General features: G+C 45.8%; 21 protein-coding genes. 6 read left to right on the top strand and 15 right to left on the bottom strand.

The window, feature by feature from the left end; all coding sequences use genetic code 11:
• Positions 1 to 34: 34 nt before the first annotated feature.
• From H591_RS0113615 to H591_RS0113600, 4 genes are read left to right on the top strand one after another with little or no spacing between them, the layout of a single operon-like run.
• Positions 35 to 1,066, top strand: coding sequence for an RnfABCDGE type electron transport complex subunit D (locus H591_RS0113615; RefSeq protein WP_022967518.1), 1,032 nt, complete (start codon positions 35 to 37; stop codon positions 1,064 to 1,066).
• 2 nt (positions 1,067 to 1,068) lie between these two features.
• On the top strand, positions 1,069 to 1,713 hold the full coding sequence (gene rsxG, locus H591_RS15505; protein WP_022967517.1) for an electron transport complex subunit RsxG: 645 nt from the start codon (positions 1,069 to 1,071) through the stop codon (positions 1,711 to 1,713).
• Positions 1,710 to 2,423 (top strand): electron transport complex subunit E, encoded by a 714-nt coding sequence (locus H591_RS0113605; RefSeq protein ID WP_022967516.1) that lies wholly within the window; start codon positions 1,710 to 1,712, stop codon positions 2,421 to 2,423. The genes rsxG and H591_RS0113605 overlap by 4 nt, the downstream gene beginning before the upstream one ends.
• A gap of 10 nt (positions 2,424 to 2,433) precedes the next feature.
• Complete coding sequence (locus tag H591_RS0113600; protein WP_028244448.1) at positions 2,434 to 3,123, top strand: DUF1294 domain-containing protein; 690 nt, start codon at positions 2,434 to 2,436, stop codon at positions 3,121 to 3,123.
• A gap of 54 nt (positions 3,124 to 3,177) precedes the next feature.
• On the opposite strand, the gene H591_RS0113595 is transcribed toward H591_RS0113600, so the two are convergent.
• A complete protein-coding gene (locus H591_RS0113595; RefSeq protein ID WP_022967514.1) occupies positions 3,178 to 4,581 on the bottom strand; it encodes a PIG-L deacetylase family protein in 1,404 nt (467 codons plus the stop codon).
• A complete protein-coding gene (locus H591_RS0113590) occupies positions 4,581 to 5,480 on the bottom strand; it encodes a GNAT family N-acetyltransferase (protein ID WP_022967513.1) in 900 nt (299 codons plus the stop codon). The genes H591_RS0113595 and H591_RS0113590 overlap by 1 nt, the downstream gene beginning before the upstream one ends.
• A 174-nt stretch (positions 5,481 to 5,654) precedes the next feature.
• Here H591_RS0113590 and rfbD point away from each other — a divergent pair, with 174 nt between their 5' ends.
• Positions 5,655 to 6,539: a dTDP-4-dehydrorhamnose reductase gene (gene rfbD, locus H591_RS0113585; protein ID WP_028244447.1), complete on the top strand. Its 885-nt coding sequence runs from the start codon at positions 5,655 to 5,657 to the stop codon at positions 6,537 to 6,539.
• A gap of 46 nt (positions 6,540 to 6,585) precedes the next feature.
• On the top strand, positions 6,586 to 7,167 hold the full coding sequence (locus H591_RS15500) for a serine/threonine-protein kinase (protein ID WP_022967511.1): 582 nt from the start codon (positions 6,586 to 6,588) through the stop codon (positions 7,165 to 7,167).
• Between the two features lie 42 nt (positions 7,168 to 7,209).
• Here the strand turns inward: H591_RS15500 and H591_RS0113575 are convergent, their stop codons facing one another.
• The 13 genes from H591_RS0113575 to waaF are packed head-to-tail and all read right to left on the bottom strand — an operon-like array spanning position 7,210 to position 21,982.
• Positions 7,210 to 9,135 carry an acyltransferase family protein gene (locus H591_RS0113575; RefSeq protein WP_022967510.1) on the bottom strand — a complete coding sequence of 642 codons (1,926 nt, stop codon included), beginning with the start codon at positions 9,133 to 9,135 and terminating at the stop codon, positions 7,210 to 7,212.
• Positions 9,136 to 9,178: 43 nt separating this feature from the next.
• Positions 9,179 to 9,976, bottom strand: coding sequence for a lipopolysaccharide biosynthesis protein (locus H591_RS15495; RefSeq protein WP_022967509.1), 798 nt, complete (start codon positions 9,974 to 9,976; stop codon positions 9,179 to 9,181).
• Positions 9,969 to 11,189: an O-antigen ligase family protein gene (locus tag H591_RS0113565; protein WP_022967508.1), complete on the bottom strand. Its 1,221-nt coding sequence runs from the start codon at positions 11,187 to 11,189 to the stop codon at positions 9,969 to 9,971. Before H591_RS0113565 ends, H591_RS15495 begins: the two co-directional genes overlap by 8 nt.
• Positions 11,190 to 11,195: 6 nt before the next feature.
• The gene (locus H591_RS0113560) at positions 11,196 to 12,155 is read right to left on the bottom strand and encodes a glycosyltransferase family 9 protein (RefSeq protein ID WP_022967507.1); all 960 of its coding nucleotides are present in this window, start codon (positions 12,153 to 12,155) and stop codon (positions 11,196 to 11,198) included.
• On the bottom strand, positions 12,148 to 13,287 hold the full coding sequence (locus H591_RS0113555; RefSeq protein ID WP_022967506.1) for a glycosyltransferase: 1,140 nt from the start codon (positions 13,285 to 13,287) through the stop codon (positions 12,148 to 12,150). Before H591_RS0113555 ends, H591_RS0113560 begins: the two co-directional genes overlap by 8 nt.
• Positions 13,274 to 15,025, bottom strand: a complete 1,752-nt coding sequence (locus tag H591_RS0113550) for a carbamoyltransferase family protein (protein WP_022967505.1) — start codon at positions 15,023 to 15,025, stop codon at positions 13,274 to 13,276. The genes H591_RS0113555 and H591_RS0113550 overlap by 14 nt, the downstream gene beginning before the upstream one ends.
• A gap of 15 nt (positions 15,026 to 15,040) precedes the next feature.
• Positions 15,041 to 16,483, bottom strand: a complete 1,443-nt coding sequence (locus H591_RS0113545; protein WP_022967504.1) for a lipopolysaccharide kinase InaA family protein — start codon at positions 16,481 to 16,483, stop codon at positions 15,041 to 15,043.
• Positions 16,483 to 17,229, bottom strand: a complete 747-nt coding sequence (locus H591_RS0113540) for a lipopolysaccharide kinase InaA family protein (RefSeq protein WP_022967503.1) — start codon at positions 17,227 to 17,229, stop codon at positions 16,483 to 16,485. Before H591_RS0113540 ends, H591_RS0113545 begins: the two co-directional genes overlap by 1 nt.
• A complete protein-coding gene (locus tag H591_RS0113535; protein WP_022967502.1) occupies positions 17,226 to 17,960 on the bottom strand; it encodes a lipopolysaccharide kinase InaA family protein in 735 nt (244 codons plus the stop codon). The genes H591_RS0113540 and H591_RS0113535 overlap by 4 nt, the downstream gene beginning before the upstream one ends.
• Positions 17,960 to 18,766, bottom strand: coding sequence for a lipopolysaccharide core heptose(I) kinase RfaP (rfaP, locus tag H591_RS0113530; protein ID WP_022967501.1), 807 nt, complete (start codon positions 18,764 to 18,766; stop codon positions 17,960 to 17,962). Before rfaP ends, H591_RS0113535 begins: the two co-directional genes overlap by 1 nt.
• Positions 18,763 to 19,884 carry a glycosyltransferase family 4 protein gene (locus H591_RS0113525; RefSeq protein WP_022967500.1) on the bottom strand — a complete coding sequence of 374 codons (1,122 nt, stop codon included), beginning with the start codon at positions 19,882 to 19,884 and terminating at the stop codon, positions 18,763 to 18,765. Before H591_RS0113525 ends, rfaP begins: the two co-directional genes overlap by 4 nt.
• Positions 19,884 to 20,933, bottom strand: a complete 1,050-nt coding sequence (gene waaC / locus H591_RS15490) for a lipopolysaccharide heptosyltransferase I (protein WP_022967499.1) — start codon at positions 20,931 to 20,933, stop codon at positions 19,884 to 19,886. The genes H591_RS0113525 and waaC overlap by 1 nt, the downstream gene beginning before the upstream one ends.
• A complete protein-coding gene (waaF, locus tag H591_RS0113515) occupies positions 20,933 to 21,982 on the bottom strand; it encodes a lipopolysaccharide heptosyltransferase II (RefSeq protein ID WP_022967498.1) in 1,050 nt (349 codons plus the stop codon). Before waaF ends, waaC begins: the two co-directional genes overlap by 1 nt.
• Positions 21,983 to 21,997 lie beyond the last annotated feature (15 nt).

Raw genomic sequence — 21,997 nt, 5'->3', positions numbered from 1 at the left:
CACGCACAGCTTTTGCAACACATTTGGAGCACCGATGACTCTGCCCCGCATTACATCACCACACGCTAAGGGTGCTAATCGCACTCAGCGCGTTATGTTGTTGGTGATTGCCGCCACTGTGCCCGGTATTCTGACGCTGAGCTACTTTTTCGGCATCGGTCCGCTGCTTAATATTGTTTTAGCCTGCGCTTTTGCCTTGTTGTTTGAAGCAGCCATTCTTGCTCTGCGCAAACGCCCTGTGGGGTTTTTCCTTAAAGACGGCAGCGTATTAGTGACAGGTTTGTTATTGGCACTGGCCTTACCGCCCTACTCGCCTTGGTGGCTGATTGCGGTCGCTACCGGTTTTGCTGTGGTCTTTGGTAAACAGCTATTTGGCGGTTTGGGACAGAATCCATTTAACCCAGCCATGCTTGGTTATGTTGTGGTTTTGGTTTCTTTCCCCGTAGATATGACCGCCTGGCCGGCAGCGCACAGCGTGGACGCTATTGCAGGTTTACAGCATGTGTTTTTCGGCCAAGCTTTTCCCGATGCTTGGAGCCAAGCCACAGTTCTTGATGCATTAAAGATCAACAGCAGTCTGACCATCGAAGAATTATGGAACAGCAGTTCAGCTTTTGGCGTATTCGCCGGTTACAGTAGCGAGTGGGTTAACTTAGCCTTTTTGTTAGGCGGTTTGTTCTTGCTGCATAAAAAACTCTTCAGTTGGCACGCTCCGCTCGGCATGCTCGCTGCACTGTTTATTATGAGTCTGTTGTTTTGGAACGGCAATGGCTCTGACTCACAAGGCTCACCCCTGTTTCACCTGCTCAGCGGCGCAACCATGCTTGGTGCGTTCTTTATTGTCACCGACCCTGTTAGCAGCGCCACCAGCGTACAAGGGCGGTTGATTTTTGGCATCGGTGTTGGCGTACTGATTTATATCATTCGCGCTTGGGGTGGTTACCCCGATGGCGTAGCTTTTGCCGTATTGCTAATGAACCTGTGCGCGCCGACCATTGATTATTTCACCCGCCCGCGCACCTACGGACACAAAGCAGCCAAGCGCGGCTTTAAGGCAGGAGAGTAATAATGCTGCCAGAAATCAGCCGTTCCATGCTTAAAAACAGTCTCGTACTGGCGCTCTTTGCCGCGGTTACCGTCGCGGTCGTCGCCATCACGCAACAATCCACTGAGTCGCGTATTATCGAGGCCGAGCGTGCGGCACAAATTCGTACTCTGGGCGAAATTTTGCCGGCGTACAGTTACGATAATGCGCTACTCGATAACGTCATCGCCTTAAACGAACCTTTATTAGGTCATCGCGCAGAGACACCGGCTTATCTTGCCACTCTTGCTGGACAACCTGCAGCGGTGATCTTGCAAGCCAGTGCGCCGGATGGCTACAGCGGCACAATCAGCTTGCTGATTGGCATTATGGCAGACGGCACACTCAGCGGCGTACGCGTCATTCATCATAAAGAGACACCAGGCTTAGGTGACCGTATTGAGCTAGCCAAAAGCCCGTGGATTAAAAGTTTTGATGGCAAAAGCTTGAGCAATCCAGCGCAGCGTGGCTGGGCGGTAAAAAAAGATCAGGGCGATTTTGACCAGTTTGCAGGTGCGACCATTACCCCACGAGCAGTGGTCGCCGCTGTACATAAAGCTTTACAGTACTTTGATCAGCACCACGCCGAACTCTTTGCTCAACTCAATACAGCGCAGGTGAAGCCATGAGTACGTCATTTCGCGAAATTACTATCAATGGATTATGGAAAAACAATCCAGGCTTAGTGCAGCTACTCGGTTTGTGCCCGCTGCTCGGCACCAGTAACTCCACCGTCAACGCTCTGGGCTTAGGCATCGCCACCGCACTGGTATTAATTTGCTCTAACGCTGCGGTTTCTTTAATTCGTAATACCGTCACCAACGCTGTGCGCTTACCGGTCTTTGTGATGATTATTGCGGCCTTGACCACCTGCATTGAATTGCTGATGCAGGCGTTCACTTACGAACTCTTCCAGATTCTTGGTATTTTTATTCCGCTAATTACCACCAACTGTATCATTCTCGGCCGCGCTGAGGCTTTTGCGGCGAAGAACTCGATGCTCAGCGCCAGTTACGACGGTTTGATGATGGGTATTGGCTTCGGCCTGGTATTAGTAGCTATCGGCGCTACTCGTGAATTGCTGGGTACAGGCATGCTGTTTACTAATATGCACCTGCTGTTTGGCAGCATCGCCGAACACTGGCAAATTGTGGTGTTCGAAAATTACAAAGGCTTCTTATTGGCAATCTTGCCGCCTGGGGCTTTCTTAGTACTCGGTTTATTGATTGCACTAAAGAACTGGATTGATCAGTTGTACGCTGAGCGTATCGCCAACACAGTAACGGTTAGCGCACCCGTCGTAAGCCGACGCGTACGTGTCACTGGCGTGGTGGAATAAGGTCCAAGAAATGGAACAAAAAGGCGTCTTACGCAGTTGGAACGACAATAAAGGCTTTGGCTTTATTCGCGCCGACAATAAGGATTTCTTTGTGCATATTTCCAGCGTGCGTGGTGAACGCCGACCTTTGCAAGGCGAGGCTGTTTACTTTGTCGGCGGCAAAGACGAGAAAGGTCGATTACGCGCACAACACATGCGCAGCGCAGAACTCAGCATTGACCGCCCAGCCATTCGTCGCAAACCTAGCAACCAGGCAAACACCAGTGCGGTAAAGCCCAATAAGCCGAGTCACAGGCAGCGCCAGCAAACACCCGCGAGCTTAAAAAGAACGCTGTCGCTAATGGTTATCCTCTGTGCTGCTCCAGCAATCGGTGCGTGGCAGGCTTTTGCAAACAATGCAGTGTTTTGGCCGCTCTTAGTCTACTTTTCCATGAGTTTATTGAGCATCTGGCAATACTCGCGCGATAAGCACAACGCGCAAACTGGAGCCTGGCGTATTCCAGAAAAACAGTTGCATACCGTTGAGTTACTCGGCGGCTGGCCTGGCGCCTTACTGGCTCAGCAACTGTTGCGCCACAAAACCAAAAAAGCGTCCTATCAAGGCGTTTTTTGGCTGATTGTGTTGGTGCATCAAGTGTATTGGCTCGATCAACTGGGGTTTGATGGTCAACTCTTGCAGCAAATCTTGAGTAAGTTCTAGGCTCTGCTTGCCACCCAACAGCCCAATCGCAAGACTCAGGATAAAATCGTTCGCTTAGAGCTCTCGCACCCAAAACAACTCATGTTTACGCACCGCTTTGCGTAAAAACTCATTCTCGCCAGTCTTCGGCCAACGGCGTCCGGTTAACACCTGCTGAATCATTCGACGCACCCGCTTTTTAAAGGGTGGCGCTGGCTGTAAGTCATGCTGCATCAGTAGCGCCATGGCTTTGTCCATCTGCTGTGCATCGTTCAGCACATAGCTAAAAATCTCATCGGCAGGTAACTCAACCATGGCTGGTGGCAGCGCTACACCGGTATTCGCATTGCCCATCGGCCAGCGGTCGTTATCGTGCAGATGATTGGCGTACAAGAATAAACGTTGCGGTCGCCAATGACTTTGTTCAAGCGCTTGAAAAAACGCCTGCGTGGTGGCGATATGATCCGCATGCGGATCGATTTCAGGATGTGGCATCACCACCACTGCAGGTTTAAAGTGCAGCAAACAGGCCGCCAGATCAGCGACTAAATTCGACCAGGTTGGTAAGCCCGTCGCATCCGCAGGCAGTTGCAGAGGGTTATGCTGACGCGCACGACGAATATCTGCTTCACCTGATTGCTTAGAAGCAAAAGGTACGTCAGGCTGCTGCACCATGTTGGGTAACTGCATGCAGTAATAGCCCAGTTGCACACAGTTGGCTTGCGGCACACCGCCCCACAATGGAATCGCTATGCTGTCCCAGCTGCGCAAACGCCCTTTCAGTTGTGCGGCGTGTTGTGCAGATAAACCCAAGCGCTGATAATGCTCAGCCTCAATTTCGCCTTGGGTTAAGGTCACAATGCTGACATTGTCTGCGCTGCTGTAGAGTCCAAAAGCCGCCAGCTCCGCATCATCAGCGTGCGGTGCGAGAATCATTATGTTCTCAGCCACTGGGCACGGCTGATTAAATACATACAACTGCACAGTGCTTGCGAGCGTACAAAGCCGTCCACGTACGCTCAGGCCTTCAACCAACAAAGCCTCTGCTTGTCCGGTTAAATTAAGATAACGAATACCTTGCGCAGCGCGCTCAAAGGTTTGCTGGTCATTACCGATGTAAACACTGGGATCAAACCAACGTCCCAACCACGAACTATTGATCTGCACTTTGGCGATCAAGGTGGACTGTTCTAGGTCCGACTCTGTGTTGTGATCAAGCTTCAGTTGGCCGTCAACGATCAGCAGATCACGTGGCTCAATCGTTTCGGGAAAGCGGTATTGGTAATCATCCTGCGGTGCATAAAATAAATGATCGGCAAACCAGGCCTCATGCACGATCCACAGCAGCAGCACTGCCAGCGGCAAGAGCCAAAGGGGCGCGGTAAAGCCTAGCAGCACAAGCCCAAGTACGATCACCAGCATGGCAATACGCTTATTGCGACGGTGTTGTTTAAGTAGCTGCTGTTTGCGTACCGACATTAGGACACCTCATAGACCGCAACGCGATTGCACCAACGGTCTTTATATTCACGATCAGCACGACCAAAGGAGTAACGCAGCGGTTTACTCAAATCACGGGCGTGCTGCCACTCATTTTGCGTATTGACAAAACTCAGGACACTGCCGGGGCTCAGTGAGTTGTAATCGGTATCGACACCGCCATTGATGTATTCAAGGCTGATCCACTCGGGCGCTTCAACACGATACAGCACCTGAAACGCCACGGGCACATCATTGATTGCAATAAAACTGCCTGTCATAAATTCAGCCATCAAGCTAAATACTTCAGTCAGATATTCTTTGCCCGGCACGGCAAAACCCCAGCGTTTTTCAAACAGCTGGGTATAAATCTGTGCTTGTTCGGCCGATGACAAGCTAGCGATAGGCAGAATAACTCCACCCTGCTCTTCTAATAAACGCTGCTCACGACGCTGGTTATAGCGAAACTTCTTACTGTATTGCTCAGGCTCGCGCGCCAAGGCTAAGCCTTGCTTCTGCTCTTTGAGTGTTGAAATACGCTGGGCATGCAGCTCAGAGACATATTGCGCTTTGTGGCGTAGTGTAATCACAGACTTGGCTGCTTGCGGCAGAATAATCTCGGCGTTGCCTAAATCAAATACACCGCGTTTTTTTTGCTGTTTGAGCACATCCTTTGCTAACGCGATGTGTCGCCCCCACGTCGGTATCGCCGCCTGTAACTCTCCGGCTTTATCCCAGCCAAAATAATCCAGAGGAATTCCTGCCAAAGCTGATAAGCGCTCGACTACATCCGGATGGGTGGCGACACTGCCGCCCCAGCGTAACCACGCTGCACGGTATTCGTCAGCACTGATCGGATGCCAGCCAAGCTCACGGTACAGACGAAAATAGCTCAACATAATGCCAATGGCTCCAGCCGCACAATAAAGCAGAGATTCTAGCACAGGCAAGCACTGTGTTCGGCTAAGCAGCGCCAATCTGACCTGTCTGCGCAGTGGTCTGCTAAACTTGCAGCAATTTTATTAGCCCATAATTTTATGTTGGCTAAAGCAGCTATTTCACCAGAGGTTGTTATGCGCGTATTGATTACTGGAGCCCAAGGCCAAGTCGGGCAAGAACTGATGCAGTCTGCTCCGCCCAGCTGGCAGATATCTGGTTTTGGCTCCAAGGTGCTGGATATCAGCGATGAGCAGCAGGTGCTGGACACCGTACAACAACTACAACCCCAACTGATTTTTAACGCCGCTGCCTATACCGCTGTAGATAAAGCCGAAAGTGATCAAGATCGTGCCTACGCCGTGAATCAACTAGGCGCGCATAATCTTGCCAGAGCAGCACAAAGTATTGATTGCCTGCTGTTGCATATCTCCACCGATTACGTGTTCGATGGCAAACACAACCAACCTTATACCGAGCACGAAACACCAGCGCCCAATAGCGTCTATGGTGACAGTAAATGGCAAGGAGAGAAGGCTATTACTGCCATCTGCAGCAAATACATTATTTTGCGCACCAGCTGGGTGTTTGGCCTGCATGGCAATAATTTTGTCAAAACCATGCTACGCCTAGGCCAACAGCACGACGTATTAAGCATTGTCAGCGACCAAGTCGGCGGCCCCACTTCTGCACGCAGCATTGCACAAGCGCTATGGCAAGTTGCCCGGCAATATCAAAGTAGCGGTGACTGCCCGTGGGGCACCTACCATTTTAGTGGCTCGTCCACCTGTAGCTGGCACGACTTTGCGTGCGAAATCTTCACTCAAGCGACAACCTTAGGATTGATTGCCAAAACACCGAAGCTCAACCCTATCAAGACCTGCGATTACCCAACACCAGCACAACGGCCTGCTTATTCAGTTTTAGACAATACAAAGATTAGCCAACAATTCAACATTGCGCAAAGCGATTGGAAAAGTGAGCTAAATTTCGTGTTACGCCAACTCAAAGATGCTCAATAATACGGTTTCAGGTAACATCACAAGCTCAATTATTTAAGGTCACGGCATGCTCAAACTTAACCACCCAGACTATTTAGCGCTACGCGAAAACTGCAAAGTGATTGAGCAAGACGGCTTTGGCGATAAAGTCATGATTTTGCAAGACGGCACCTTTTTAAAGCTTTTCCGCCGTAAGCGTTTAATTACTTCGGCAGCAATTTGGCCCTATGCCCAGCGCTTTGCTGATAACGCGAAAAAGCTCGAAAAACTGGGCATTCCTTGCCCTCAAATCATTCAGGTGTACCGCATTCCAAGTATTGAGCGTGATGCTGTCCATTACCACCCACTACCTGGCACCACCTTGCGTGATTTGCACAGCGGAGAAACCGAGTACCCTAACGATTTACGCGAACGGTTTTTAAAGTTTGTCGACCACATTCAGGACCTAGGCGTGTACTTTCGCTCCATCCATCTAGGCAATGTCGTCCTAACGCCAGACAACGAACTTGGCTTAATTGATATTTCGGATATGAAAATTTTCCGCAGGCCATTAAGTCAGTGGCAGCGGAAGAGGAATCTGGTCCATATGATTAGAGATGAAAAGGATGAACAGTGGTTAAAGCCTATTTTAAGAGAAAAAAAACTTTAACCATCACCGCACAAAGTGTCAAAACCAAGCAAAAAACAGAGATTATTTAATTAATAACCTCTGTTCAAATAGAGGTTTGAGCAGATCTGCTCCGCGCATATTCAAATGATCATCATCAAAGAATATTGGCAATCCATCAACATCACCATAGCAGCGCTCAGCATCACACAAATAAGGGATAGGATCGAGCAGTGTAACATTACACTTACTTGCGACATCATCCAAAAGACGCAGAGCAATTTCATTTCTTTCTTTATACTCAGCTAGGCTGACAGACACTCTTTTCTCTTGACCAATTAGCAAAGAGCGGCCCATTACCTCTGGAACATTTAGTTTAAGCTCAGGTGTTGGTTTTAAAATATACACTGGATTATTTTTTGCTAAAAAACACAGTGTCTCAGTATAACCTTGGTATATCTCATCAACATAAACATCAGAAAACTCATTAAAAGCTGTGTTTAAATACAACCTTGGCAGACGAGAGCTTTGTTTATCTTCATTAGCCCCTGAAAAATGAGATGAAAATCTATTAGCAACTAAAATTGGCAAACCTGAATAGTTAGACAACTTATTAAGTCTTGATGATAAAAAATCATTACATTTCGATGGCTCCACATCTTTCACTTGGACACCATTAATAGTGGGGCAACCACTGTTTGACCAATCCAAAACACTATTTCCTGAAAAAACACCAGTCACACTACTAACGATAGACATAGCATGACTATCGCCAATCACAATAGCTCCTATTTTTCCATCGCCATAGATACAATCATCAGAGCTTCTTTTTTTGTGACAGTTTTGCAGTATGTGATATTTGTTATTAGCTTGATCAAACACAGCGTATGCATTCTCAGGAACTCTCGCAATATATCCATCACTGTCTCTTATCAATTTAGCTGCAAGCAAAGCTAATGCTACAGGAACAAAAATTAAGATGAAAACGGCAAGCCGGTTATTATAAGCTAGCAGCTTCTTACTTTTAGATTCTACAAAATAATAAGATAAAGCACCAAACAAGACAGATAGCGAAATTAAAAAAACAGTAATTAAAGGACTCTGCTCTATATCAAAAAGCAACAAGAACACGACGAAGGGCCAGTGCCAAAGATAGATAGAATAAGACCAATCTCCCAACTTTTGAGAAACAATATTATTCGTCAAAAAAGATTCTTTATTTGCATAAATAACAAGAGCTGTTCCAACTGTCGGAAGTAATGCTGCAATGCCTGGCCATACAGTAGCAGGGCTGTATATAAAAACAGATAATACAATAAAAAACAAACCAAGATACTGACACCATACGTTACTTGGCTTATATTTTTTAGAAACAGAGGCATAGTAAGCTACACCGCCTAACAGCATTTCCCAAGCACGTGAAGGAAGCATATAAAACGCATAACTTGAATCAATATTACTTTTAAAAACAGAAAAACAGAAAGAAATAATAAGTATGAAAACAACAGATATAGGAACTAATTTTTTATTTATTCTAGAGACAAAAAACAAAACAACTGGATATAAAATATAAAACTGCCACTCTACTGACAAAGACCATGTATGTAAGAGTAGCCGTTCATGAGAGTCCGGATCAAAATAACCAGATTTTTTGTAAAAGTAATTATTAGATAAAAACAATAATGCTCTATCCACTTCTCTTGATAGTCTCACGTAGTCGTCTGGGGACAAGTAAAACCAGCCAACTAACAACAAAACCAAAGTAGTAAACAATAACGCTGGTATAATTCTTCTAGCTCTAGCAAGATAAAAACTAATAAAGCTAAATTCATTTTTCGAAAGTCCTCTTGCAACAATTCCTGTCATCAAGAAGCCTGAGATAACAAAAAAAACATCTACACCGACAAAACCACCAGAGAAACCAGTAACATTAAAATGAAAGAGAACGACAGTAACTACTGCAAGAGCCCGCAAACTATTTATATCAGATCTGAAATTTGACTTAATCATGCAGACTTGCCTTACATTAATTGTTAATTATTATAATATAAATCTATTCAAGGGAATAAATACTCCCCAACTCCTGATAATTTATCTTAGGAATAACATCAGCAGGAAGTCTACTTTCAGCAGATAAATTATATATTTCAAAAACACCTCTCTTAATAACTCTATCCGCTATCAGCTTAAAACTCGGCAAAATATTTCTTGCATAGTGCTCATTCAAACTGCTCTGCAAAGCATTCTCACCCTGCTCATAGAAACGGCCTTGCTCTTGATTTAGATCCACACCGATAAGATAAGCTTTGCTAAAGCCCATATAGTGCGCAAACTGAAGAGCAACATAAGGAATAGTTCGAGCTACAAAATACCCTTTCTCAAGATTAAAACTAAATCCTATAGAGCATTTTTTTGCGCTAAAAAAAGAAAAATTTGATACAAAATCTGAATCATTTCTTATATTCCAAGCAAATTTCTTATCTGAAAGTTCCTTGGTAGAGCCCATACGGTTTACTTTTTTCATTAAGTAAATATTTTTACCATTTAGAAGATTTGCATCCGAGCGTAAGATCACATCTATAACATCTTGACTAAAAGCAACAGCCTCAGATTGCTCAACAGCAAGTTTTATTGCATCCATCCTACTGTTAGGAAAGCCTGGGTCATCACACAAATACAAAACAGGTTTTATTTTTTTCTCTGCCAGTTTATATATCGATCCATTCATTCCTATATACAAAGCATCTTTATACTTATCGAATGGAAAGTCATTTGCAGAGGGCCCTGAGGCAACCACAAAAACACTTTTATCTAAGTACTTAAATTTAAAGTCAGAAATATTACTATTCATACTTCTCTCGATCAACAAGTATAGCAAACGCAACAGGCATCCAGAACCAGTGCCAAAGCATATTAGGCGTATGTATCAATTCGTTTAGTTCAACTGTCATAACAACAGCACTGGAACACAACACTGACAACCAATACACCGCAATTGAGCCATATTTGTAATGTTCTCTATTTTTATAAAGAATATATATCGAAAAAATTAAAACCCCCACAAAGAATAAAACACCTACCAAGCCGAGTTTATAAAGCACTTCAAGGTATACATTATGTGAGTTATTAACATATGTCGTTCCTGCAACGAGTATCGGCTCTATATTAGCCCCTGCGCCATGACCAAAAAGCCAGCTTCCAGGCATTCTAGATATCACTGTCAGCCATATTTCATCACGATGTGTCAGGCCTCGCTGCCCTACTTCATAATTCAAATAAACCGTAACGAAAAAAGATAATACACAGAACAGAAATGAAAAGAGTACAAACCAGCGTACTTTCTTTTTATTATCATAAAGAAAAAGCGTCATTATTACTAAAGGTATCAAACACGCAAGCCAACCTGCTCTTGAGAAGGTAAGAATGATATATAATGACAAAGTCCCCAGGGTCATAACCCAGAAAACCAGCTTATATTTATTTGTTTCAGTAAAAAACAAGTATAAAGCAGCAGTAAAGCCCATTGCATAATGCATTGCAGCAATAATAGTATTACCAAAATCAGCGACACCCTCAACACCAGATACAGAAATCCCTCCCATTCGGTAACCTGTTGGTAGAGCGTCAATTCGATACATATTTATTAAAGAAAACAGAGCAAAGCCAAAGCTAGAGATAGCCAAAGCGCGCAAAAAGAGCTCCCATGTACATTTTTCAAAAAAACTAAACCCAATAATAAAAACAAAAGAAAATACCAAAAGGCTTCTTCTTGCCATCTTCATATCTTCTAATATTAAAAATGAATTAATTGAAGCGTATGATAAAAAAAGAAAAACTATTAAAAATAATTTATTGCTTTTTATCTTTGAAAAAAAACTTCCATTAAAAAAAACTGGTGAATAACTAACCCCCCCCACAATTGCCAGAAAAATAACCAAAGCTCTTATATTTGCATTTAAACTTGTATCATCAAAAAACCAGAAAAAATTACCAAAATAATAAAAAAACAATATAACTGGAAGTAAAAAGATACTCATACGGGGGAAAAGCAATGAACCATTCATAATATTTTACTCATATCTACCAATTTTATTAAACACAATGTAAAGTGGCAAAAAAGGCCGCCATATATACCTTCCAAAAACTTTAAATCTAATCAACGGACTAATCACTTGATTTTCACCTGAAAACCCAGGTCTCCAAGTGAAAGACTTGTCTCGTCGAGTAAAGGTAAATGTTTTCACCCCACACAAAGAGGCTATGTGTCCGCCACCTGAATCATTACTAATAACAACGGATGACTCATAGACTGCTTTTAAAAGCAGTTCCACTGATGGAAAGCTTACAACAGGAAAGGATTTAATTTTATCTCTTAGCTCCTTTTCTTCCACTGGCATACAAACAAAGCTCACATCCCAACCTTTACGTTTTAATTGATGAGCAATAACTTTGAATCCATTTAACCAATAGTTTTTTTTCTTTTGTGGGGTTGTAGGAAATATTAAAATTTTATTATTGTTTTTTATTTTATCTGTCAGTACAGGCGCAGGTTGCACCGCTGGCTTTATTCCATAAACATCGAAAACATATCGATCAACCCATTGAACCATAGTGATTCCTGCATCACTATTCAAACAAAATGGACGAGTTGCACCATTATAAATCATTCCTTTAACTTCAACGGATCTACCATCTATATTTGCTTTCTTAGATATCTTTTTAGCAGTAACAAAAGCAATATTCTTATAGTCCAAAGCTGTCGAATCAAAATACTTCTCATAGCAAGCAATAACTAGATCGTACTCACTACAATTCTTTCTGTAATCCACCTTACATGATTCTTTTTCTATGTTAAGCCAAGGAAAGCAAGTCTTAGCTGTATATAATAGATCACTTACTAGAGTTACTCTCGCTCCTGCATTAGAAAATAACCATGCTAACCTTAAATAAACTGTCAAGTCTCCTAAAGCAGCCAAAGGCAGTACTAATATATTTAAATCTTTAATTAAGTTTTCTTGCTTACTATCCATGTACTTCCCATAACTCCCTTATATCGTCAAATTTCTCACGCGCAGCTGTATCAGAAAATGCTTGGAATTTTTGTGTGCTGTGTAATTTATTTTTCTCATCAGTTACTGTTTTACTTTTAGCAAAACGTATTAACAGATCGCTAAAGTGAGAGGTATCACCTAATCCAAATAAGTATTCAGGATCACTCACAACCTCCTTCGCCCCGCCACAATCGGTTGCAATCACCGGCACACCAGCAGCCATCGCTTCAAGCAATACCATACCAAAAGGCTCGTGATCCGAAGTCAGTGCAAACAAATCAAACGCCTTAAAGTACCGGCGACCATTGGGGACTTGGCCTAAAAAGCGCACGCTATCTGCAACGCCAAGGTCAACAGCCAGCTGCTTCAGCTGCTGTTCTAAACGACCGCTGCCCATAATGGCTAATAAACTGCCTGCTGGTAGTTCTGGCAACGCCTTGGCAAAGCCTTTAATTAGAGTGATTTGGTCTTTATCGGGATGTAAGCGCCCAACATTACCGACAATCCAAGCATCCACAGGCAAATCAAGAAACTGACGGGCGTCTTCTCGGCTCACTTGTTCTCCTTGTACTGCTTCGACATCAATGCGGTTGTACAAGGTTTGAATATGCTCTGATTTAAACTTAGGTAAGCAAGCGCGCATATCATCGCGCACAGCATTGGACACACCAAGCAAGCGTAAACGGTCGTGAAAGAGATTGGCTAACCATTGCCTGGAGCGACGTTTATAATCGCTGAAAGCATGGTGCACACCAATCACTGGCAGTTTAGAGCCAAATAAAGCGATATAAATCGGTTTAAAACGGTGAGCGATGCATAAGGTAAAGTTACGACTGGCAACGATCTTTTTAAAATCTTTAATTGCCGCAAGCTTAAGACCACGGACTTGTTTACTGCTGTAATTTAAGAAAATCACTTCATCAGAAGCACTACCTTGCGCCACTTCATCATTAGGTTCACCAGTCAAATACACTGTGCAAACTTTATAATCGGTGTCTTTAAACAAAGCTGCGTATTGACGAGAACAATCCATAAAAGGCCCGTCATAGCCATGGCTGAACTGCAGAACCCATTGTTCTGCAGTAGGATTCGCAGTCTTAGTTGCTGTCATCAGTCAAACCTTCTTTGACCACCAAAATATCTTCCATAATCAGATACTGCAGATCCGAGCCATAAAACATATCCAATGCATCTTTGGGTGAGCAGACCATCGCTTCGCCGCGGCGGTTAAGAGACGTATTCAGCGAGACGCCATTACCGGTGAGTTTTTCCAGCTCCAGCATCAAGTCGTACCAACGCGGATTGTATTGACGCTCTAATACTTGTGCGCGCGAAGTGCCATCTTCATGCACGACTTCCGGCACACGTTCTTTCCACTCATCACTGACTTCAAAAGTGAAGGTCATAAAAGGTGATGGGTGGTCCACTTTAAGCATTTTTTCTGCAACGGTATCGAGCATCGATGGGCAGAATGGACGCCAGCGTTCGCGGAATTTAATTTGTGCGTTAATTCGATCAGCTACATTTGGAATACTTGGGCAGCCAATAATCGAGCGACCACCTAAAGCACGTGGGCCAAACTCCATGCGGCCCTGGAACCAGGCTACGGGATTACCATCGACCATAATCTTAGCGATATGCTCAGGTACGTTATCGATTTTCTGCCACTGCGGCTTGCCTGCGTGCTTGGCACAAGCGGCAATCACTTCTTCGTTGCTGTACTCAGGGCCGAGATAGACGTGTTCCATCTTCTCTACCGGTACGCCACGCTGTTGTGAAATGTAAGCAGCTGCACCCACTGCAGTACCAGCATCACCGGCTGCAGGTTGAACAAACAGCTCTTTCACTTCATCGCGAGCAATGATCTTTTGGTTGAGCTTCACGTTAAGCGCACTACCACCGGCGAAAGCAATGCGACCGGTTTCTTTGATAATGTCACCGAGATAATAATCCATCATCTCCAGTGATAGTTTTTCAAAGAGGGCTTGTACGCTAGCGGCATAATGAATGTAAGGATCGTCAGCAATATCACCTTCACGTTTCGGGCCCAGCCATTCAATCAGCTTAGGTGAGAAGTAAAAGCCCTTACCCTTCTCTTTGTAGCGACGCAAGCCAACAACGTTAGCGTAGTCAGTGTTAATCACTAACTCACCGTTTTCAAACTTCGCCAAGCGCGATAAATCATAGATATCAGGATCGCCATAAGGCGCCATGCCCATCACTTTGAATTCCCCATCGAGCATTTCAAAGCCTAAAAACTCTGTCATAGCGCCATACAGGCCACCGAGCGAATCGGGATCATAAAATTCTTTAATTTTATGAATTTTGCCGTTCTCGCCGTAGCCAAAGAAGGTTGTTGCGTACTCACCCTTGCCATCAATACCCATAATGGCGGTTTTTTCTTGAATACCAGAACACAAATAAGCGCTGGCAGCATGGGCTAGATGGTGCTCAACAGGTTCAATTTTGATTTTCTTTAAATCAAAGCCCAGTTGCTCTAAGCACCATTGGATTTTCTTGTAGTAACGATTGTAACGACGGTTGCCCATGAAGATCGCATCTAAAGCACGATCGGGCGCATACCAGTAACGTTTAGCGTAATGCCAGCGCGCTTTTTCTAGAATACTGATCGGAGCAAAAGGAATCGCTACTACATCGACATCAGCTGGCGTGATACCTGCCTGCTCTAAACAAAACTTAGCGGACTCATAGGGCATACGATTTTTTGCATGCTTGTCGCGTACTAAACGCTCTTCCTCAACGGCGGCAATTAATTTGCCATCAATATACAGTGCTGCCGATGGATCATGGCTGAGGGCGCCAGATAAGCCGAGAACAGTAAGTGCCATGGAAATTTTCGCCTCTTAGTCTTCAGAGCAATTGCTGGGCAACTGCGGTAAACGCTGATCAAGTAATTTGTACAACGGGCTCTGTTGCGGCCAGTTGCGTAATAAACGGGTGCGGTCTTTCTGATACGCTCGGGTGAAACTGCGCATACTGTGATGCTGCTGCATGGCATCTAAATCAATTAAATAACAGCGCTGTTGGTACCATAAAATATTGTGACCTTTTAAATCACCATGACTGATTTTTTCACGAATAAGCGCATTCAATAATTCAGTTAACGCGCTCACTTCTGCTTCAGGCACAGCGTCGTTATCTTGGTAGGTCGCCAAGCGGTCGATTATATCCTGCTCGCCGCAATATTCACTAATTAACCAAGCTCTACCACGCAAACCGCACCATCTGTTTTCAATGATAGCCAAGGGCTGTGGTGTAGCAATCCTAAGCGCACTCAAACGGTGACCTTCACGCCAGCTGTGCCAAGCACGACTTGGTCGCCAAAAACGCTTAAGCCAATGCATTAGATTTTTAATATTGTAACGTTTGACGACCAATGTTCGGTGCCCGCACTCAATACGTGCAACCGTTGCCGCACCGCCAGTTTTATAAATATGTCCTGAGGCAATCGCCGCATCGAGATTGCTGAGCACAGGCTCAAGTTCATCTTCTGCCGCGCGCCATACAGCGCGTAAGCCGAATAAATTAATTTTAGCGCTGAACAAACTGCACTCACGACCCGCTTTCTTCAAGTAATCTTTAACACGCCATTTACGGATACTAAGTATTTGTTTTTGCAGGTTTTCTAAGCGCAGTGCGTGCTCACCATTGGCCAGCAAATAATGAATCAATAGTTCTTCAAGGTGAGCGTCAAAGGCGCTAGGTAGCTGAGCAAAAAAAACAGCTAAATTAGCAATCGCTTTTTCTTGCGAGAGCGGTTGTCCTGCTTGCTCGCTTTGCACGCCACCACCATCCACCACATAGACCTGTTCGCCCTGTTGCAGGAGGTTGTCTAAATGCAAATCACTTTGCCAAAGACCTCGCAGATGCATTAGCGCCACGGCACTGAGCGCAGCACCGAGTACTGCTGTTTGCCGATCGCTCAGCGGCTTATCAGATTGGCATTCCTGCCAAGCAGCGGCAAGACTCTGCGCATTATCGATAAATTCGAACAACAGATAAGCACTGCCATCGCTTTGCTGCTGAAAATCTAAGAGTTCAGCGCTAGTGATCTCCTGCTCAGTCAGTAATTGTGCACCGGCCAGTTCGCACTGATATTGACGCGAAGCTTTATTACCAATTAACAGCTTAGCCAAGACCGTACGTCCTCGCCATTGTGCTTTACCGACATAGCGCTGCTCCGGCAAAACTCGTAACCACTGTTCAATCACTAAGGTCTGACCATTTTCAAGCTCTAAGCTCAATGGTAACAGCGGAGCGCGACCAGTTAACTCATGCAATTTCATTAGCGCGCCGCCTTATTTTTACGGCGTGATTCTAAGCGTTCCAACCAGCGCGGAATATCTGCAGGCTGGTCTAAGTAACTCTGCAAAAACAACTGTATTTGTGCGCGGCCCCACACATGTCTAGAGCGACGAAACAGCGGTTCTAAATCTTTAATCCGATCTCGCTGATCCAGTAATAAGGGACGCGTTTTCTCCAGATCGATCAGTTGCGCAGTAAAACCTGCCGTCTGTTTTTGTAGAAAAATATGTTTAGGATAAAAGCACCCATGCATTTGCCCAGCACTATGCAAGGTTCTTGCAAGTTTGGCGCAGGCTTGAATAATGCCTTGCTGCTGCTCACTTGAAAGCTCTAGCCATTGTTGTTGCCAATCGTCCAAATCCTGCCAGCCAGTTAACGCGTAGGTCAGCAAAATAGCATGCTGCTCACCCGCAACTTTGCGCTGTGCAAAATACGCCGCACGCAACGCAGGAATACCCAGCTGCTGATAACGCTGGATATTGCGCATTTCGCGGGCGAACGTTGGCCCACCCAAAGGGCGCTGCAAACTGCGCGTCAGGTGATTAATTTGGCGCTTTAAATAAAAGCTCTGCTCACCCAGCGTCAACTTCGCCACACTGCTCCAGCCGCCGCGCTCAATATTGGGTTCGTCTACCGCTTTAAGCTCCAAATTCCACAAGGCATCAAAGCTATCAAGTTGATGTTGCTGCAGTAAGCCAGCAATTGCTGGGTCAATAAAATACTTCATTCACGTCCCTCAAAGAATCGCAGAATTTTCACGATCTTCTGTTTATCTTCGGCTTTCAGTCGAGAGCGCTGGCAATATTGTAAGTAAAAACGCAAACGTTGCGTGTTGCTCAGATGATATTTAGCAACTTTATCTAAACAAGCTAAGTCTTTAATGATGCGATAACGCAGCATCGGCCCCCACCAAAAAGTACCGGCAGGGCAGTCAATCAAATACACTTTCACTTGGTCATCAACCAGTAAATTACGCCACTTCAAATCGTTGTGGGTAAATCCGTGCTGATGCATGACCCGTGCTGCATCAGCAACCTGAGCGCTGACCTGTTTAACCCATGCTGGATTGCTCAGTAGTGGACTTTTATTGTGCGCTAAATCAGCTAAATCACGGCTATGGGGTATTTCTCGAGTAATCATCGCACCGCGCACGAAAGCACCAGCTTTACGCTCTAAACCTTGCGCAACCACTTCAGCCGTCGCAATGCCCCACTTAGCAAAACGCTTAAGATTCTGCCATTCTGCTTTAATACGAGGTCGCGCCGCATAACGCCGTAAACCTTTACCAGCATTGCGATAACGTTTCACATAATAATCCACGCCTTGGCGATTGACGCGAATCAGCTCAGACAGCGGATCATGGGTGATACGCTCACCCTCTAAGGCGAATACACTCTCTAGACTGCCAAAGTCTGCCTGCAGCATCTGATAGTCTGCTGCCAATTGCCAACTCGACATTACAAGGCATCTCCATAGCGCACTTTACGCGCGTAAAGCTTGGCAGCTTTGTCCTCAAGCCAAGCCAATAGCTCAGCTTCATCATGCAAAATCTCCACTAATGGCTGCTGGAAGTACTCACGCAAAAAACGCAATTTATCACGCTGAGTTAAACCAATATCCAACGCCGAAAAATACAACGCGGCTAAATCTTTATTGCGCCAGCGCTTTGGCGTTTGTTCGCGTGTTTGCGCACGGTGTAAATCAATCACCGACAAACGAAATGACTCTGCATCAATTGGCTTGTCGGTATGCAAGAGGAAATGACAGATATAACAATCACGATGATTCACCCCAGCGCGATGCATGCCACCCACCATTTGCGCAACACGGGCAATCAAAGCTCGCTTTAAAGCAGGCTCAGGCGGCTGAGTAGGCCAGTTGATTGAGTAATCTTCCAGACTGATGGTTGGTGCCAGCTCTTGCGTAATAATAAAGGAGTGTTGCTGCGCCGGATTACTGCCGCGCATACCAAAGCCGACCGCTGTCATGGTGGCAATGTTATTTTTCTGTAAGCGCTCAATGGCGATCAATTCTTGCTCAGCACCCAACACTGGGGCTTTTGCGGTCAACCAATTTTTAAATATTTCTGCCCAACCAACACCACGATGAATCTTAACGAAATAACCACGACCATCGACCTCCGTACGCAGCGTACGGCGCGCTTCTAGTTCGCGATAAACCTCGCCTTGCAATTGCTCGACAGCGACAAACGCATCTTGCCCAGCCCACAGACTGGCAAAAGGTTCGTCTAACTTAAGTTTCATGCTAACTCCGCTAAAATAATATCGGCTGCGTGCTGAGGCATCGAATACAAGTCGGCCGTTTGCGCATAATTAAGTGCATTTTCCGACCAGCGCGCGCGCAAGGCAGAATCCGCTAAAATATGAGTCAAAGCCTGATCCAGTTTTTTCTGCTCAAATGGACTTGCTAATACCTGCCCGCAATCAGCCTCTTCAATATAGTGTGCATAACCGCAAATGTCGGTGACCAGCACCGGCAAACCTGCAACTAAAGCCTCTAATAACACCGTGCCGGTATTTTCATTATAAGCAGGGTGCATCAATAGATCAGCGCCAAGTAAAAAGCGCGGAATATCACTGCGACCCTTAAATATTTTGATGTGTTTAGAGATGCCTAAAGCAGCGGCTTGAAGCAAGAAAGGTTTTGGATCGTCTTGCCCTATCACGATTAACTGTGTGCGCTCTCGCTGTGCGGTCGGTAAGCTGGCTAATGCTTTCAAGCTACGATCTAAACCTTTGGTTTTAAAACCTGAACCCACCTGCAGTAATAAATGCTGGTCATCTCGTAAATTAAACTCGGCACGAAACTCGGCTCGAATGTCAGCAGCATTACTGGGCGCCCGACGATCTTTAGCAATCCCCGGCGGCAGTAAATGAAAGCGCGCAGCCGGTGTTTGATAGTGCTTAACAAACAAGGGCTGCTGCACTTCAGAAATCATTAAAATCTGCGTTGGCGAATCCGGCGCAAACACCGCACGCTCATAGTTGGCAAAATGCCGATAGCGATTGCTGTAGCGATATAAGGGATTGCGCAAGGTTTGCGCTTTGTCTTCGTAACAGCCATCGGCTGCATAGTAGACATCAAGGCCAGGCATTTTATTAAAGCCAATCACACGATCAACCGGCTGCTGTTGCATATCCGCTTGCAGCCAATGATAAAATTTCTGATTACGACTGTGATTCGCCCACGCTTTAACCGGGCCAATGCGCACATCAAAGCCGTCGGGAATTTCACCTTCCCAAATCAGCGTATACACACGTATCTGATGGCCGCGCTGTTGGCACTCTAAGGCAATACGCATAAAGTCGCGCTGCAAGCCGCCAAAGGGAAAGTATTTGTAAAGGATAAAGGCCAGTTGCATCAGCCAGCATCCTTATCGTGCACGACCTGTTGCGTATCACTTTGCTGATCTTGTGCAGTGGGCGCCAGCAGCGGTCGCAGCGCGGCAAGCACTTGTTCTGCGCCAAGCTGATCAAAACAAGGCAAATTGCGATCACCTAAGCCTGCGTTTGGACCTGGCGCACAGAGGTGCACTTGGCCTTGGCCATAGGCTCCCACGCGCCCCGGTAACGTTGGACCATATAAAGATACACAGGGCACATCTAATGCCGCCGCCAAATGACCCAAGCCTGTATCCACAGCCACACAGGCCTGCGCACCTGCAATCTGTCCTGCCACACCGGTGATATTCAGTCGTGGTAACACGGTCACCTGCGGCAAGCCTTCAGCAATAAAGTGGGCACGTTGCTCTTCTTCAGCGCTACCCCATGGAATGCGTACCGCTATACCTTGCTCCGATAACTGCTCAGCCAACGCTCGCCATGCAGTTTGCGGCCAATGCTTGCTCGGCCAAGTGGTGCCATGTAAAAACAACACATACGGTGGATGTTGCTCAGCTATAGCAAGACGCTCACGGTGCAAGCTGTATTCACCGATTTGTTTAGGCAACGCGTAGCGCAGTGCTTGCGCAAACAACTGGCGCACACGTTCCACAGCATGCTGCTCACGAGGTACAAATATCGGTCGATCATAGAAGTAGCTAGCAATCGGTTCGCGCGCACTTTGGCGATTAAAACCAACCACCGGCACTTTAAAACCTCGCGTCAGCCAAGCGCTTTTTAATAGACCTTGTGCATCAATCACCAGATCATACTTTTGCTGATGGATGCGTTTTTTAAAATCATGCCATTCGCCACTGCGCCAGGTTTGCAGCGGATGTTTACGCCAACGTCGAATCGCAACAGGGATTACCTGATCAACAGCTGGATGCCAGCATGGAATTTCCGCAAAGCCTTCCTCAACCACCCAATCAAAGCGAATGCTAGGTATCGCTCGTAGCGCATCGGTCAAGGCTGGCAAGGTATGCACGACATCGCCCAACGACGAAGTCTTAATCAACAGTACACGCACTAGATTATCGGCTCTTGCAATGAGAGAGGGGTGCCCACCAAGTCAGTTAGTGCATCAATCACCAACTGTGGTTTGAGCAAACGCAAACAATCATAATGACCAAAACGGCAGGTACGATCAAAACATGGGCTGCACTCAATACCCGTACGTACCATTGCCACTTTTTCAGCCAGTGGCGGGGTAAATTCTGGCGAGGTGGAACCATATACGGCGACCAATGGCAGATCGAGCGCTGCCGCAACATGCATTAAACCTGAGTCATTAGACACCACTGCGGTGGCGCACGACATCAAATCAATCGCCTGTGCCAGCGAGGTTTCACCGGCTAAATTATAAACTTCTTCACGCAAGCCTGGGATCAGAAACTGACGAATTTCTTCACCACCCGGATGATCATTTTTTGAGCCAAAAATCCACACCTGCCAGCCTTGACGAATTTTCGCATCGGCAACTTTAGCGTAATGTTCTGCAGGCCAACGCTTGGCGTCACCAAACTCAGCACCAGGACACAAGGCCAGCACTGGGCGATCAGCCACTTTAAGCGAAAACGCTTGCAGCGCACTGTCTCGCTCAGCATGATCAATTTGTAAGCTCGGTCGTGGATACGGTTTGGGTAATTCAGTTGCTGGCGGATAAGCCAAAGCCATAAAGCGCTCAATCATTAGCGGATAACGCTGCTTATCGAGAATGCGCAAATCATTGAGCAAGCCGTAGCGCATCTCGCCTTTCCAGCCAGTGCGCAAGGGGATGCCAGCAAAAAAAGGGGTTAACGCTGATTTTAACGAGTTTGGCAACAAGATCGCTTGGTCATATTGACCTTTAAGCTGCTTGCCAATTTTGCGCCGCGCAGCCAAATCCAACGCACCATGTCCGAGCGGAAAGCTTAGCGCTTGGCGCACTTGCGGCATGCGTTGCAATATCGGTCGACTCCAATCCGGAGCCAACACATCAATGGAGCAACCAGGGTGTTGCTGCTGCAGACAAATAAACAATGTCTGCGCCATCACCATGTCGCCGACCCAACTTGGGCCAATAATCAATATATTCATAATGCAGAGTTTCAA

This window comes from Denitrificimonas caeni DSM 24390 (assembly GCF_000421765.1).
In the GTDB taxonomy this organism is placed as follows: Bacteria; Pseudomonadota; Gammaproteobacteria; order Pseudomonadales; family Pseudomonadaceae; genus Denitrificimonas; species Denitrificimonas caeni.
The sequence above is the reverse complement of the archived record's forward strand: the minus strand, read 5'-3'. Positions and strand labels throughout refer to the sequence as shown.

What these genes read in the sequence shown, in the direction of transcription:
- H591_RS0113615 (WP_022967518.1), top strand. Translation starts at nt 35, where the DNA reads ATGACTCTGCCCCGCATTACATCACCACACGCTAAGGGTGCTAATCGC.
- rsxG (WP_022967517.1), top strand. Translation starts at nt 1,069, where the DNA reads ATGCTGCCAGAAATCAGCCGTTCCATGCTTAAAAACAGTCTCGTACTG.
- H591_RS0113605 (WP_022967516.1), top strand. Translation starts at nt 1,710, where the DNA reads ATGAGTACGTCATTTCGCGAAATTACTATCAATGGATTATGGAAAAAC.
- H591_RS0113600 (WP_028244448.1), top strand. Translation starts at nt 2,434, where the DNA reads ATGGAACAAAAAGGCGTCTTACGCAGTTGGAACGACAATAAAGGCTTT.
- H591_RS0113595 (WP_022967514.1), bottom strand. Translation starts at nt 4,581, where the DNA reads ATGTCGGTACGCAAACAGCAGCTACTTAAACAACACCGTCGCAATAAG.
- H591_RS0113590 (WP_022967513.1), bottom strand. Translation starts at nt 5,480, where the DNA reads ATGTTGAGCTATTTTCGTCTGTACCGTGAGCTTGGCTGGCATCCGATC.
- rfbD (WP_028244447.1), top strand. Translation starts at nt 5,655, where the DNA reads ATGCGCGTATTGATTACTGGAGCCCAAGGCCAAGTCGGGCAAGAACTG.
- H591_RS15500 (WP_022967511.1), top strand. Translation starts at nt 6,586, where the DNA reads ATGCTCAAACTTAACCACCCAGACTATTTAGCGCTACGCGAAAACTGC.
- H591_RS0113575 (WP_022967510.1), bottom strand. Translation starts at nt 9,135, where the DNA reads ATGATTAAGTCAAATTTCAGATCTGATATAAATAGTTTGCGGGCTCTT.
- H591_RS15495 (WP_022967509.1), bottom strand. Translation starts at nt 9,976, where the DNA reads ATGAATAGTAATATTTCTGACTTTAAATTTAAGTACTTAGATAAAAGT.
- H591_RS0113565 (WP_022967508.1), bottom strand. Translation starts at nt 11,189, where the DNA reads ATGAATGGTTCATTGCTTTTCCCCCGTATGAGTATCTTTTTACTTCCA.
- H591_RS0113560 (WP_022967507.1), bottom strand. Translation starts at nt 12,155, where the DNA reads ATGGATAGTAAGCAAGAAAACTTAATTAAAGATTTAAATATATTAGTA.
- H591_RS0113555 (WP_022967506.1), bottom strand. Translation starts at nt 13,287, where the DNA reads ATGACAGCAACTAAGACTGCGAATCCTACTGCAGAACAATGGGTTCTG.
- H591_RS0113550 (WP_022967505.1), bottom strand. Translation starts at nt 15,025, where the DNA reads ATGGCACTTACTGTTCTCGGCTTATCTGGCGCCCTCAGCCATGATCCA.
- H591_RS0113545 (WP_022967504.1), bottom strand. Translation starts at nt 16,483, where the DNA reads ATGAAATTGCATGAGTTAACTGGTCGCGCTCCGCTGTTACCATTGAGC.
- H591_RS0113540 (WP_022967503.1), bottom strand. Translation starts at nt 17,229, where the DNA reads ATGAAGTATTTTATTGACCCAGCAATTGCTGGCTTACTGCAGCAACAT.
- H591_RS0113535 (WP_022967502.1), bottom strand. Translation starts at nt 17,960, where the DNA reads ATGTCGAGTTGGCAATTGGCAGCAGACTATCAGATGCTGCAGGCAGAC.
- rfaP (WP_022967501.1), bottom strand. Translation starts at nt 18,766, where the DNA reads ATGAAACTTAAGTTAGACGAACCTTTTGCCAGTCTGTGGGCTGGGCAA.
- H591_RS0113525 (WP_022967500.1), bottom strand. Translation starts at nt 19,884, where the DNA reads ATGCAACTGGCCTTTATCCTTTACAAATACTTTCCCTTTGGCGGCTTG.
- waaF (WP_022967498.1), bottom strand. Translation starts at nt 21,982, where the DNA reads ATGAATATATTGATTATTGGCCCAAGTTGGGTCGGCGACATGGTGATG.